Source organism: Polaromonas sp. (assembly GCF_036676035.1).
In the GTDB taxonomy this organism is placed as follows: Bacteria; Pseudomonadota; Gammaproteobacteria; order Burkholderiales; family Burkholderiaceae_C; genus Polaromonas.
In genome coordinates this window covers 26,145-38,436 of the sequence record NZ_JAKFDR010000045.1, presented here as the reverse complement: position 1 = coordinate 38,436, position 12,292 = coordinate 26,145, and the positions used below count along the sequence as shown (strand labels likewise).

Here is a 12,292-nt window from a genome sequence, read left to right as displayed (position 1 = left end):
CTCAAAGCCGCCAGTGCCATGATTTTGGCGCTGTCCACCAGCTCCTGAATGCCCACGTATTCGTCGGGCTGGTGCGCCAGATCCAGGATGCCCGGGCCGTAGGCAATGCAGGCATCAAGCTTGCCCGTGCGCACGATGTGTTTCTGGTCGTAGGTGCCGGGACTGGAGATGTAGCTGGCTTCGCGGCCCAGCACGCGGGCAATGGCCCTGGCGGTGGCCAGCACCACGGGCGCATCTCGGGGGGTGGCGGTCGGCACAAAACTCATGATGTCCTTGATACCGTAATTGAAGCCGGGCCGGCTGCGCTTGAGCTCCTCGAGCATGGCCACAATTTCAGCCTTCACCGCCTCCAGGTTTTCTTCGGCGATGAAACGGCGATCCAGCACGGCGCGGCAGGAATGGGCCACCACCGGCGAAGGCAGATCGCCGGTCGGCCGGCCCCGTGCATCGAGCGAAAACAGCTGCTCGACCTGGCCGCCGTGCAGGCTGTTGATGTTGAGCGTGCTGACCCGGGCCCCGGGCGGCTCCACCGGCTCGGCGGTATGGCGCTGCGACAGCTGCGGCTGCAACCGGGTTTCCAGCAAATGAATGAAGGCGCTCATGTGGTTGATGGCACTGTCACCGAGAAAGGGCATGGAGCCATGGGCAATCCGGCCCTGGGTCTCGACCTCGCCCCACCAGACGCCGCGGTGGCCCAGGCAGATGCGGTCCACACCCAGCGGTTCTGGAATGATCACGTGGTGCACACGCGGCTTCGTGAAGTAGCCGCGCTCTGCCAGATAACCAACACCGGCGAAACCACCCGATTCCTCATCGACCGTGCCTGAAATTTCCAGCGCACCGGGGAAATCCAGCCCTTCTTCCAGAATCGCTTCGCAGGCAATCACGCTGGACGCCAGCCCGCCTTTCATGTCGCAGGTGCCGCGGCCATAGACCTTGCCGTCCCTGACCTCGCCGCCAAAGGGCTCGGTGGTCCAGCCGGAGCCGGCTTCGACCACGTCGATGTGGCTGTTGAAGTGAACACACTCGCCGGCCGATTTGCCTTGGTAGCGGGCCACCACGTTGACCCGCGGATGGGAGTTGCGGTCACCCGGCGCACCTTCGGCACGGATGTACTCGACCGCAAAGCCGCGCTTTTGCAGCCGCTCCCCCAACAGACGGGCGCAGGCTTCGTAGGCGTCGCCGGGCGGGTTGACGGTGGGAATGCGGACCAGGTCTTGCGTGAGCGCCACCACCTCGTCGCGTTTAGATTCAATGCGTTTGAGCAGGCTGTCGTTGTTCATGAGCAGCAGTTTATGCGAGCCCGGTGTCTAAAGCCCATTCCAGACATCCATGGCCCGCCACTCCAGCGGCAGGCGGATGTCCACGCCCTCCTTCGCCCCGCGTGCGCGCAAAAAGTCCATGGAACGCTCGAACTGGTCCAGCGGCGGCGGCATGGGCTTCATGGGCTGGTCTGACGGCAGCCAGAAGTCGTCCCAGTGGATGGGGATGACCCGCTTCGCCTTCACCGCCGTCACCACCTCGCGCCAATAGGCGTCGCGGTAGGCATCGTCACGCGGTCCGAGCGAGCCTATGCCCAGCAGCACCACGTCTGCCTGCACGCCCTTGAGCGCGCCCGGCTCGAAGCCGGCACTGCCGTTGATCAGCAGGGACTTGCCCGCGTGCTGCACCAGCACCGCGTAGCTCTGCCCTTCCTTGTAGTCGCTGGCGCGCACCGGTGGCTTGAGCGGCTGGCTGATCTGGCCGCCGGTGAACCCGGTCGGCGCGTGGCGCGACGGCAAAAGCGTCACGGTAAAACGGCCAAACGTCATGGGCACCCCCAGCTTGGCCAGGCGAATCTGCGTCTCTGGCAAGCCCCAGCCGCGCCCCACATTGGCGGTGGAGGCCGAGCCCAGCAGCAGCGCGCCGGTGCGCAGGGCCACCTCGGGTGCATCCATGGCGTGGTCGTAATGCGAATGCACGGGGATCACGGCCGCCAGCTTGCCGGTGTGGTCCGGGATGCCGGCCCGCTTGAGCCCGCGCGTGATGCCTTCGAGATCCGGCTCCACCTTGCCCAGAAAGGTTTTCAGTTTGTCGGGGCGCGAGAAAAAACCGTCGGTCAGGATCGCAGTTTCACCGTCATCGAGCAGCACCGTGGCCACCCCGAGAAAGCTCACCTTCAGGCCCAACTGCGGCGGCTGGCTTTTCCAGGCCAGCGCGGCGTAGGGACTGAGCGCGGGGTGCTGCTGCAGCAGCCAGGCCAGTGCACCTGCAGCCAGCAGCAACAGGACAGCCAGTACGGCCAGGCTTCGTTTGAGGAGTTGCATGGTGGCCCCGAAGAAAAGCGGAACAGGCAAGGGATCGGATCAGGAAAGTCCATGGTAGCCGATGACTACGTGCCAGCCATTGACATCTGAGGGCATCTGAGCCTGGGCACCGGGACCCGTGCTGTTTGGGGCGTTTTTCTTAGGCAAAATCGGGCCTTATCCCTTACAAATACTGCGCCTAAAGCTATCATATCAATAGCAAAAAAGACCCAACCAGGCACCCCACCCGAATGCCCGTCCAGTGCCATGCCGCGCCAGAGGTCTTCGCCAATGGAGTAAATTCCGCATAAGGCAAACCCATGGCAGACAAAGTCATTCCCCTGGCAGACATCCGGTACGCGAGCAGCGTGCCGCATGTCCCTGCGCGCCTGCAGGCGCCTGTCGGCTTGCTCAGCGACACCCGGGCTCGCCCGCTGCGCGACCTGCGCATCAGCGTGACAGACCGCTGCAATTTCCGCTGCAGCTACTGCATGCCGCGCGAGGTGTTTGACAAGGACTACGCCTTTTTGCCGCAAAGCTCGCTGCTGAGCTTTGAGGAGATCACCCGCCTGGCCAAAATTTTTGTGGCGCACGGCGTGGAGAAAATCCGGTTGACCGGCGGCGAGCCCCTGCTGCGCAAGCACCTGGAGGTGCTGATTGAAATGCTGGCCAGACTGCAAACGCCGGCCGGCAAGCCGCTGGACATCACGCTGACCACCAACGCCTCGCTGCTGGCCAAAAAGGCCCAGAGCCTCAAGGACGCCGGCCTGCAGCGCGTGACAGTCAGTCTGGACGGGCTGGACGACGCCACCTTCCGGCGCATGAACGATGTCGACTTCCCGGTCGCCGAGGTGCTCAAGGGCATTGAAGCGGCCAGACGAGTCGGGCTGGCGCCGCTCAAGGTCAACATGGTGGTCAAACGCGGCACGAATGATGCCGAGATCATCCCCATGGCGAAGCACTTCCGCAACTCCGGCGTGGTGCTGCGCTTTATTGAATACATGGACGTGGGCGTCACCAACGGCTGGCGCATGGACGAGGTGCTGCCCTCGGCGCAAGTCATTGAGCGCATCCAGGCCGAGTTCCCGCTGGCGGCGATTGATCCGAACTACACCGGTGAAACCGCCGAGCGCTGGCGCTATGTCGATGGCGGCGGCGAGATCGGCGTGATCAGCAGCGTAACGCAGGCTTTTTGCAGCGACTGCAACCGCGCCCGCCTGTCGACCGAGGGCAAGCTGTTCCTCTGCCTGTTTGCCAGCCAGGGCCATGATTTGCGCGCCCTGCTGCGCAACAATTACTCCGACGCGCAGATTGCCGCGGCCGTGGCCCACATCTGGCAGGCGCGCACCGACCGCTACTCGGAACTGCGCGCCGCCCAGCCGGCTGACACCGATTCAAGCACCCCGCCCGGCCACAAGCGGGTCGAGATGAGTTACATCGGAGGCTGAAATGAAACCACCATGCTCACCACTTCGTGTGCTTAACTGCCCTCCAAGGGGCCGTGGGCCTCGCCTTGGGGCGGCCCGGCGGGAGGCCTAGGATGCACGACACCATAGACAGCGCAGAGATCACCGGCGTCATCCTCGCCGGCGGGCGCGGTTCGCGCATGGGCGGGGTCGACAAGGGCCTTCAAAACTTCAATGGCGTGCCGTTGGCCCTGCACACGCTGCTGCGCCTGTCCCCGCAGGTGGGCGAGATCATGATCAACGCCAACCGCAACCTGGCGGCCTATGAGGCGTTTGGCGTGCCGGTGTGGCCCGACGCCACGAACCTGGGCGAGTACGCCGGCCCGCTGGCCGGTTTTTTGACCGGCCTGGAGCGCTGCGAAACACCTTACATGCTCACGGTGCCCTGCGACACGCCGCTGTTTCCCGACGACCTGGTGCTGCGCCTGGCCGACGCCCTGCTGGCCGAGCAGGCCGACTTTGCGGTTGCGGCGGCGCCTGAGGAAGACGGGCAACTGCGGCCCCAGCCGGTGTTTTGCCTGATGCGAGTCGACCTGCTGGAAAGCCTGGTGCGCTTTACCCACGACGGTGGCCGCAAGATTGACGCGTGGACGGCGCAGCACAAGACCGCCCTGGTGCCGTTTAACCGGCCCGACGATGATGCACGGGCGTTTTTCAATGCCAACACGCTGGCGGAGCTGCACCGGCTGGAAGCCTTGCGCCCGTGAAGACCATAGACCAGATTGCCGCCGAGCTGCAAGGCTACGATCCGCAGGCGCTGCCTGCCAGCGATGTTCTGGCCTTTCTGTCCAAACTGGTGGCACCGATACCTGATGTACTCGAACTGCCTCTTTTCGAGGCACTGGGCCGGGTGCTGGCTGAAGATGTGATTTCGCCTTTCGATGTGCCCCCGCACGACAACTCGGCCATGGACGGCTACGCGTTTGATGGCGCGCAGCTGCTTGAGGCTGCACTGGAGCTGCAGGTGGCCGGCACGGCCCTGGCCGGCAAAGCCTGGCAAGGCCGGGTGGGGCCCGGACAATGCGTCAGGATCATGACCGGCGCCATCATGCCCCAGGGGCTGGACACCGTCGTGCCGCAGGAATTTGTATCCGTTCGCACTGAGCTTGTCGAAGTGCCTGCGGTGGCTTCGACAGGCTCAGCCCGAACGGAGTTCATCACCATTCCCGCCAGGCAGCTCTTGCCCGGCGACAACCGGCGCCTGCGCGGCGAGGACTTGTCCGCAGGAAAAAAAGCGCTACAAAAAGGAGAGCTGCTCACGCCCGCACGGCTTGGGCTGGTGGCCTCTTTGGGCCTTGAAACCGTCAAGGTCTGGCGCCCGCTGCGGGTGGCCTACTTCTCGACCGGTGACGAGATTTTGTCGCTGGGCGAACCGCCGCGCGAAGGCGCGGTGTACGACAGCAACCGCTACACCGTCTTCGGCCTGCTCAGCCGCCTGGGCTGCCAGGTGATTGACCTGGGCGTGGTGCGCGACGACCCGGCCCTGCTGGAGGCGGCGTTCACCCGCGCAGCGGCGCAGGCCGATGCCATCATCACCTCGGGCGGCGTCAGCGTGGGCGAAGCCGACTTCACCAAAGGCATGATGAAAAAGCTCGGCGATGTGGCCTTCTGGCGCATTGCCATGCGCCCGGGCCGCCCCATGGCGGTGGGCCGCATCTCGGCCACGGCGAGCAGCGGCGTCGGCCGTTTCGCCGCCGGGCCGCCCCAAGGCGAAACAGCCCCCGAGGGGCTGACGTCCGCGGCTCCAAGCCTGCCTGCGCAGGCTTGGACGGACGGAAGAGCCGCTGCGTCTCGCAGCGGCACGTCCAGCGAACCACGCGAAGCGGGGAGCGTGGGGGCCATCGAACGCAGCGAAGGGCCGCCCCAAGCAAGTTCAGCCCCCTCGGGGGGCAGCGCAGTACGCGAAGCGACAAGCGTGGGGGCCATCCTCTTCGGCCTGCCCGGCAACCCGGTAGCGGTGATGGTGACTTTTCTGGCCTTTGTGCGCCCTGCCCTGCTGCAGATGATGGGTTGCAATGCAGCGCCCGCACCCTTGCTCAAGGCCCGCACCACCGAAGCCATCCGCAAAAAGCCCGGCCGCACCGAATACCAGCGCGGCTGGGTGTCCACCGCCGCCGACGGCTCACCGCAGGTTCAAACCGCAGGCAACCAGGGCTCGGGCGTGCTGCGCTCCATGGCCGAGGCCAACGGCTTGATCGTGCTGCACCACGCCCAAGGCAATATCGCCGCGGGCGATGAAGTGGACGTGATGATGTTCGAGGGCGTGATTTAGCCCGGGTGGCCGGCCAGCCCGGTTCCCGAGGCGTCCCGGGTTTCGCTCATGTTCGCGCCCGGCACGCCCTGGCGCGCGAACAGCATGTACATGGTGGGCACCACGAACACCGTCAGCAGCGTCCCCAGCGACATGCCGCCCACAATCACCCAGCCGATCTGGATCCGGCTTTCGGCGCCCGCTCCGGTCGCCATGGCCAGCGGCACGGCGCCCAGCACCATGGCACCGGTGGTCATCAGGATGGGACGCAGGCGCTGCGAGGCCGCCTGCACCAGCGCATCCACCGTTTCCATGCCTTGCATGCGCAGCTGGTTGGCGAACTCCACGATCAGGATGCCGTGCTTGGTGATCAGGCCGACCAGGGTGATCAGGCCAATCTGCGAGTACACGTTGAGCGAGCCACCCGTCAGCTTGAGCGCGATCAACGCCCCCAGCATGGACAGCGGCACCGAGACCATGATCACCAGCGGATCGACAAAACTCTCGAACTGGGCAGCCAGCACCAGGAAAATGAACACCAGCGCCAGCACGAACACGATGGCCAGGGCGCCCTGCGAGTTCTTGAATTCGCGCGAGGTGCCGTTGAGCTCGGTGCCGTAGCCGGTCTTGAGCACCTTGGCCGCGGTCTGGTTCATGAAGGTCAGCGCTTCACCCAGCGCGTAGTCGGGCGCCAGGCTGGCCGTGATGGAGACCGAGCGGCGCTGGCCGAAGTGGTTGAGTTCGCGCGGCGAGACGCTCTCGCGCACCTTGACCAGGGCCGAGAGCGGGATCATCGCGTCGTTGCGGCCGCGCACGTAAATGCGTTCGATGTCTTCGGGCGTGCTGCGGCCGCTGGCCTGGGTCTGCACGATCACATCGTACTGCTCGGCATCGCGCTTGTAACGCGTCACGTTGCGGCCACCGAGCAGGGTCTCGATCGCCTTGGCCACCACTTCCACGCTCACGCCCAGGTCGGCCGCCTTGTCGCGCTCCACCTCGATGCGCAGCTCGGGCTTGTTCAGGCGCAGGTCCACGTCCGGCGAAACGATGCCGGGGTTTTTGGCCATCTCATCGAGCATCTGCCGCACCACGGCGTTGAGGTTCTGGTAGCTGTCGGAGGTCTGGATCACAAAATTGAGCGGCCGCTCGCGAAAGCCCTGCCCCAGCGAAGGCGGGGTGATGGGAAAGGCCGTCACACCCGGCAAGGCGTTGAACCGGGGCTGCAGCTCGCGCGCCAGCTCCAGCGTGGAGCGCTTGCGCTCGTCCCAGTCGACCGTGCGGTACACCACAGTGGCCTGGGCCGCGGTGGGGTTGCCCACGTTGGCAAAGATCCGGTCAAATTCCTTGTGGGACTGGCCCATGCGCTCCAGCGCCTGGGTGTAGCGGTTGGTGTAGTCCAGCGTGGCGCCGTCGGGCGCGTTCACCGTGGCCAGAATCACGCCGCGGTCTTCAAGCGGCGAAAGCTCCTGCTTCATGGACGGAAAAATCAGCGCAATCGACAGCGCGCTGAGGACCATGACACCCAGCACAATCCAGCGGGCCTGCAAGACAAGGCCCTTGAGCCTGCCGGCCATGCCCTGGTCGGCAGGCCGGGCCTGGTAGCGCGTCGTCACCACCCAGCGCAGCACGCGGCCGTAAGCGTCGGACACCACGGTCAGCACCCGCTCCATGGCGCTGTCAAACCGGTTGGGCTTGGGGTTGTGCCTGAGCAGCGCCGAGCACATCATCGGCGTGAGCGTGAGTGCAACGAAACCTGACACCACCACCGCGCCGGCCAGCGCGAGTGCAAACTCGACGAAAAGACGGCCGGTGCGCCCCGGCGTGAAGGCCAGCGGCGCGTAAACAGCCACCAGCGTCAGCGTCATGGTCACCACGGCAAAGCCGATCTCGCGTGCGCCCTTGATGGCGGCGGAAAACGGATCCAGCCCTTCCTCGATGTGGCGGAAGATGTTCTCCAGCATCACGATCGCATCGTCCACCACCAGCCCGATGGCCAGCACCAGCGCCAGCAGCGTCAGCGTGTTGATGGTAAAGCCCGCCAGTGCCATGAGGGCGAACGTGCCCACCAGGCTGACGGGAATCGTGACAAGGGGAATGATGGATGCGCGGAAGGTGCGCAGGAACACGAAAATCACCAGGGCCACCAGCACGATGGCCTCGGCAATGGTGGTGTACACATTCCTGATCGAGCGGTCGATGAACACCGAGTTGTCGTTGGCAATGTCAATCAGGATATCGGGCGGCAGATCGGCCTTCAGTTTGGGAAAAGCCTCCCGCACGCCTTTGGACAGCACCAGCGGATTGGCCGTGGCCTGCCGGATCACACCCACCGAAATCGCCGGACGGCCATTGAGCCGCACCGAACTGCGTTCGTTGGCCGCACCCTCCACCACCTTGGCCACGTCGCGCAGCTTGACGGGAAAGCCATTCACGTTCTTGATGACAATCTCGGCAAACTGGCCGGGACGCACCAGATCGGTCTGCGAGGTGACGCTGAACTCGCGCTGCTGCGACTCGATGCGGCCGGCGGGCAATTCGAGATTGCTGCGGCGGATGGAATCCTCGACATCCTGCGTCGTCAGACGGTAGGCGGCCATTTTGTCGGTATCGAGCTGAACCAGCATGGCGTACTTGCGCTCGCCGAAAATCCGCACGTCGGCCACGCCCGTCACGGTCTGCAAACGGGGCTTGACGATGCGGTTGACCAGGTCGTTGATCTGCAGGGCTGTCAGCGAGTCGCTGGAAAACGCCAGCTGGATCACCGGGAAGGCGTCGGCCTCGACCTTGGCAATGACCGGCTCCTCAATGGCTTGCGGCAGGCGGTTGCGCACGCGGGAGGTCCGGTCCCTGACCTCGGCGGCGGCCGAGTCGGCATCTTTCTCAAGCCGAAAACGCACACTGATCTGGGCCTGGTCGGCCCGGCTGATGGAGGTGATCACATCCACGCCGTCAATGCCGGCAATGGAGTCTTCCAGCGGCTTGGTGACCTGGGACTCGATCACCTCGGCGGAAGCACCGGGGTAGCGCACGCTCACCGTGACCACGGGCTCGTCGATCTTGGGGTACTCGCGCACCGTCAGGCGGTTGAAACTGACCGCGCCGATCAGCACGATCAGCAGCGACAGCACGGTGGCAAACACCGGGCGGCGTATGGAAACTTCAGCAAGCAGCATGGGGATGGCTCCCGTTAATCAGCCAGGCTCAGGCGGGGTTGCGCGCGGCGCTGGGCGGCGCACTGGGCGCAGCCGGCTGCGGCGCGGCACTGCGGGGTGACCCGGAGGCCGCGTCAGGCGTGCGGCCAGGCGCAGGGCCGGGTACCTCCGCCCCGGCCATCAGGCAGGGGTTGGGGCCCGACAAGGCAGGCGCCGGCACTTTGGCGGCCACCGCTTTGCCTGCGGGGGCTTCGGCCAAGGCGCCCGAGGCCGCCACCGCGGGTGCAACTGCTGCCGAGCCATTGGCCTTGCCGGTGCTGGCCAGATCGACCACCCGCACCACCGTGCCATCGCGCTGCACACGCTGCTGGCCGGCGGTCACCACCGTGTCGCCCGGCGCCAGACCTTCCAGAATCTCCACCTTGCCGGGGCTGCGCAAGCCGACTTTGACTTCGACGCGTTGGGTGGTCCGCGACTCGCCGCCCGGACCATCGAGCAGCTTGATGACAAACTGCTTTCCCCCCAGGGGCACGATGGCCTCTTCCGGGATCACGCGCGCATTGTCGCGCTCGCCAAACACCGTGTTCACACGCGCAAACATGCCCGGGCGCAATTGCAGCTGGCGGTTGTCAATGCAGCCGCGCACACCGACCGACCGGCCGTTGGCATCAATCAGCGGGTCAATCGCCTGCACCGTGGCGGTGAAGCGGCGTCCCGGCAAGGCGTCGATATCGACCATGGCCGTCTGCCCGCGCTTGAGCTTGCTCTGAAAGCGCTCGGGCAGGCGGAAGTCCACGTAGATGGCTTCGATGTCCTCGATATTGACAATGTCGGCGCCATCCTTGAGGTAGTCACCGACATTGACCAGCCGGATGCCAGCCATGCCATCGAAGGGCGCAATGATTTTCAGCCGCGCTGCGGTGGCCTTGGCCAGCGCCAGCTTGGCCTGGGCTACCTGCAAATTGGCAGCGCTTTCATCGACCGTGCGCTGGCTGATGAAATTTTGCTCGACCAGCTCCTGGTTGCGCTTGTAATTGGCCTGGGCAATTGAAAGCTCAGCCTGGCTTTGCTGTACCTGCGCCAGCGGCAACTGATCATCAAACTGCACCAGCACCTGCCCTTTGCGCACCCGGTCGCCGTCGCGGAAATTGAGTTGGGTAATGCGCCCGCTGACCTCGGGGCGCAGCACCACGCCGCGGCGCGAACGCAAACTGCCCACGGCCTGCGTGTCATCGACCAGCTTGACGAGCACCACTTTCGCAACCTCCACCGAGGGGGGCTTGCCCCCTGCAGCCGCACTGGCACCCGCCTGCGCCGGTACGGCCGGCCCTGATGCAGAACTGGCCGTGTTGTTGTCAACTGTTTTGGGTTTGTTCTGATACCACCAGGCCGCCCCTGATGCTGCAGCAATGCCAGCAACCGCGACGACCGAGTAAATTGCTTTTGATGCCATGGGGAAAGCTGATTGTTATGAAACGAAACAGTCTTCCAATGTAGCAGGACCGCATGACCTTGACAGCCTCGCAGGTGGTGCACCAAGGGGCTGCTGGACCAGCTTTACAAAGCCTTTACCAAACAGGCCGCCGTCGGGCCATCGCCTCAGGTGCGCCGCCAGTTGCAACGGCTAACGCCTAGGCGCGTTTCAGGGCCAGCTCCACCCCCTTGTTGGCCAGCGCATCGGCCCGCTCGTTGCCCGGATCGCCGGCATGGCCCTTGACCCAGTGCCAGTCAATCTTGTGGCCGCTGTTGCTGACCAGCGCATCGAGCCGTTGCCATAAGTCAACGTTTTTCACGGGCTGTTTGGCGGCCGTGCGCCAGCCCCTGGCTTTCCAGCCATGTATCCATTCGGTGATGCCTTTGCGCACGTATTCGCTGTCGAGATAAAGGCTGACGCTGCAAGGCCGCTTGAGGGCGGCCAGCGCCTCGATCACCGCCGTCATTTCCATGCGGTTGTTGGTGGTGCCCAATTCGCCGCCGAACAGCTCCTTGGCGGTATCGCCCATGGTCAGCAGGGCGCCCCAGCCGCCCGGGCCAGGGTTGCCCTTGCAGGCGCCATCGGTATAAATCACCACACGGTGGGCGGCGGTTGGCGGGGTAGCGGTCATGGGTAATTCAGGTGCTTTTCTGGTGGTTGGATGATTGAATGGCCGGATGCTTGTTGGCGACGGCCGGCGCAGCCGCCACCGCCTTGTGGGCTTTCCAGCCCGGCTCCAGCAGCCTGACGCCGCGCACACGCTTGACGGCCACCAGAAAGTACACAGCGCCAAAAATGGGCCACCAGCGTTCGCCAGCCTGGTCCATCCACTCAAAACGCGCGAGCCATTTCTGGCTGGCCATCGCGGGGCGGTAGCAGCCAAAGCGCCCCGACTCTACCTCAAAGCTGAGCAGCCTCAGCCAGTCGCGCAGGCGCCAGTAGCCAATAAACTCGCCGGCCGCAGGCAAAAACAGCTTGCCATAGCCCAGACGCTGGTAAAAATGTGCCCGCTGCTGCCGAAAGCCCCATAGGCTGGTAGGGTTCAGGCCGGTGATGACCACCCGCCCTTCCGGCACCAGCACGCGCTCCACCTCGCGCAGGGTGGCATGGGGGTCGCTGCTCAGCTCCAGCGTGTGGGGCAGTACGACCAGGTCCAGGCTGTTGGCCGGAAAAGGCAAGGCGGCCGAGTCGGTGATGAGGGCCGCCCGCCGGGAACCTGAGGCCCCCGTGGCAGCCGCATCCGGGGCGTCATCCGAAGCAGAGGCAAACGAAAGTTCTGATTGCAGCGCCAGCCACTGGTGCGGCATGCGGTTGGCCTGCAAGGCGTCGAGCTCCGGCAAACCGAGCTGCAGCGCGTGGTAGCCAAAAATGTCGCTGACCGCCTGGTCCAGCCGCTCGCGCTCCCACGCCAGCAGATACTTGCCGGGCGGCGTTTTGAACCAGTCCGTCAAACCTATAATTTCCGAGCTCATTGAGACCCATGCATGTATTTGATTCCCATCCCCGCGTTTGCCGACAGCCACCTCTGGCTGCTGCATGACGGCCAGCGCGCCCTGCAATTGGAGTCGATTCTAGTCACGCACCACCCTGCCGATCACATTGGCAGCGTGGACGCCCTGCGGCAGGCCGCCGGCGCCGGGGTTTACGGCCCGGCCGTCCATGAC

General features: G+C 64.9%; 9 protein-coding genes and 1 pseudogene. 4 read left to right on the top strand and 6 right to left on the bottom strand.

Translation table 11 applies throughout. The annotated features are described in order from the left end of the window. Both V6M61_RS07285 and V6M61_RS07280 read right to left on the bottom strand, forming a co-directional pair. On the bottom strand, positions 1–1,283 hold a 1,283-nt coding region (locus V6M61_RS07285), incomplete at its 3' end, for an acetylornithine deacetylase/succinyl-diaminopimelate desuccinylase family protein (RefSeq protein ID WP_332775902.1). A 27-nt stretch (positions 1,284–1,310) separates the two neighbouring features. Continuing rightward, positions 1,311–2,306, bottom strand: a complete 996-nt coding sequence (locus tag V6M61_RS07280; protein WP_332775901.1) for an MBL fold metallo-hydrolase — start codon at positions 2,304–2,306, stop codon at positions 1,311–1,313. Positions 2,307–2,605: 299 nt separating this feature from the next. On the opposite strand from V6M61_RS07280, the gene moaA reads away from it, so the two are divergent. The 3 genes from moaA to V6M61_RS07265 all read left to right on the top strand — a co-directional run bounded on the left by moaA (position 2,606) and on the right by V6M61_RS07265 (position 6,023). Next, positions 2,606–3,733 carry a GTP 3',8-cyclase MoaA gene (moaA, locus tag V6M61_RS07275; RefSeq protein ID WP_332775900.1) on the top strand — a complete coding sequence of 376 codons (1,128 nt, stop codon included), beginning with the start codon at positions 2,606–2,608 and terminating at the stop codon, positions 3,731–3,733. Between the two features lie 92 nt (positions 3,734–3,825). After that, positions 3,826–4,458: a molybdenum cofactor guanylyltransferase MobA gene (gene mobA / locus V6M61_RS07270; RefSeq protein ID WP_332775899.1), complete on the top strand. Its 633-nt coding sequence runs from the start codon at positions 3,826–3,828 to the stop codon at positions 4,456–4,458. Further along, the gene (locus V6M61_RS07265; RefSeq protein WP_332775898.1) at positions 4,455–6,023 is read left to right on the top strand and encodes a molybdopterin molybdotransferase MoeA; all 1,569 of its coding nucleotides are present in this window, start codon (positions 4,455–4,457) and stop codon (positions 6,021–6,023) included. Before mobA ends, V6M61_RS07265 begins: the two co-directional genes overlap by 4 nt. Here the strand turns inward: V6M61_RS07265 and V6M61_RS07260 are convergent. The 4 genes from V6M61_RS07260 to V6M61_RS07245 form a co-directional block, all read right to left on the bottom strand. After that, positions 6,020–9,175 (bottom strand): efflux RND transporter permease subunit, encoded by a 3,156-nt coding sequence (locus tag V6M61_RS07260; protein ID WP_332775897.1) that lies wholly within the window; start codon positions 9,173–9,175, stop codon positions 6,020–6,022. The genes V6M61_RS07265 and V6M61_RS07260 overlap by 4 nt on opposite strands. 28 nt (positions 9,176–9,203) lie before the next feature. After that, positions 9,204–10,607: an efflux RND transporter periplasmic adaptor subunit gene (locus tag V6M61_RS07255; protein WP_332775896.1), complete on the bottom strand. Its 1,404-nt coding sequence runs from the start codon at positions 10,605–10,607 to the stop codon at positions 9,204–9,206. 178 nt (positions 10,608–10,785) lie between these two features. After that, entirely contained in the window at positions 10,786–11,259 is a 474-nt protein-coding gene (gene rnhA, locus V6M61_RS07250) for a ribonuclease HI (RefSeq protein ID WP_332775895.1), read from the bottom strand. Positions 11,260–11,266: 7 nt separating this feature from the next. Further along, the gene (locus V6M61_RS07245) at positions 11,267–12,100 is read right to left on the bottom strand and encodes a class I SAM-dependent methyltransferase (protein ID WP_332775894.1); all 834 of its coding nucleotides are present in this window, start codon (positions 12,098–12,100) and stop codon (positions 11,267–11,269) included. 12 nt (positions 12,101–12,112) lie between these two features. Between V6M61_RS07245 and V6M61_RS07240 the strand changes: the two are divergent. Next, positions 12,113–12,283, top strand: a pseudogene (locus tag V6M61_RS07240) (hydroxyacylglutathione hydrolase); the annotation flags it as partial. Positions 12,284–12,292: the final 9 nt, after the last annotated feature.

Bases quoted from the DNA above. Each gene is read 5' to 3' on its own strand.
- V6M61_RS07255 (WP_332775896.1), bottom strand. From the start codon at position 10,607: ATGGCATCAAAAGCAATTTACTCGGTCGTCGCGGTTGCTGGCATTGCT.
- moaA (WP_332775900.1), top strand. From the start codon at position 2,606: ATGGCAGACAAAGTCATTCCCCTGGCAGACATCCGGTACGCGAGCAGC.
- V6M61_RS07245 (WP_332775894.1), bottom strand. From the start codon at position 12,100: ATGAGCTCGGAAATTATAGGTTTGACGGACTGGTTCAAAACGCCGCCC.
- V6M61_RS07280 (WP_332775901.1), bottom strand. From the start codon at position 2,306: ATGCAACTCCTCAAACGAAGCCTGGCCGTACTGGCTGTCCTGTTGCTG.
- V6M61_RS07260 (WP_332775897.1), bottom strand. From the start codon at position 9,175: ATGCTGCTTGCTGAAGTTTCCATACGCCGCCCGGTGTTTGCCACCGTG.
- rnhA (WP_332775895.1), bottom strand. From the start codon at position 11,259: ATGACCGCTACCCCGCCAACCGCCGCCCACCGTGTGGTGATTTATACC.
- mobA (WP_332775899.1), top strand. From the start codon at position 3,826: ATGCACGACACCATAGACAGCGCAGAGATCACCGGCGTCATCCTCGCC.